Here is a 744-nt window from a genome sequence, read left to right as displayed (position 1 = left end):
AAGGCTTTTAGCATCATCTAATGGAATGCTAATTCGTGGTTCAGAGAATAAACCATCCTGAGGTTGTAACTCGATATGCTGACTTTGTAGTTCACTTAAACTTTTGCCGTAATCGTAATCTCCAATTTCGGTCTTTACCATTGAACTACAACCTGACAATAAGGCTAAAACTGCAATAACAAATATGTGCTTCAATTTAACTCCTTTTTTACAGCTAACGCCTGCAGTTGCGGACGGAGTGTGATGGCGCTTTTTGTGCAACGCACAAAACGTGACAGCTCACGTAGTTCCGCAAGCTGCACTTGTTAGGTGGTACTATATTTACTCTCCATGCACGATGGTTGTGTTTTGTAGCCAAAGACCAAATAGAAAAGAGTTAACTTGATGATCTACGTGATGTACCTTTGTGATGCCGGCTTCTTTCATGGCTGTATCTATACTTGCATCGCCAAATGCAAATAAACCAGCAATTGCAGATACACTCGCTGAGCCCATTTTTGAACTCTGTGCATCTTTATCGGTTGCTACGGTTAAGTTTTGAGCAGGGCCTTTCACATTAGTGATAATTACACCAGCTGGGGTTGGGCCTCCTGGAAACAGGTTCGTTGCGCACCCTGACATAAATAAGGCTGATACGATTATTACGAAACCAAACAGTTTATTCTTTAACATATTATGATTTTCCTTAATTTTAAGTTATTGATTTAAGTTGAACCGAGATTTTATCTTATTGAAACTAATGCT

2 protein-coding genes are annotated in these 744 nt (G+C 39.5%); both read right to left on the bottom strand.

Annotated features, from left to right (window positions below; genetic code table 11):
- On the bottom strand, nucleotides 1–195 hold a 195-nt coding region (locus A3763_RS16870; protein WP_156495137.1), incomplete at its 3' end, for a hypothetical protein.
- A gap of 126 nt (nucleotides 196–321) precedes the next feature.
- Nucleotides 322–672 carry a TRL-like family protein gene (locus A3763_RS16865; RefSeq protein WP_068633991.1) on the bottom strand — a complete coding sequence of 117 codons (351 nt, stop codon included), beginning with the start codon at nucleotides 670–672 and terminating at the stop codon, nucleotides 322–324.
- Between the last annotated feature and the right edge of the window lie 72 nt (nucleotides 673–744).

This window comes from Oleiphilus sp. HI0128 (assembly GCF_001635365.1).
This window is presented reverse-complemented; position numbering and strand designations above follow the sequence as displayed.

Bases quoted from the DNA above. Each gene is read 5' to 3' on its own strand.
- A3763_RS16865 (WP_068633991.1), bottom strand. From the start codon at position 672: ATGTTAAAGAATAAACTGTTTGGTTTCGTAATAATCGTATCAGCCTTA.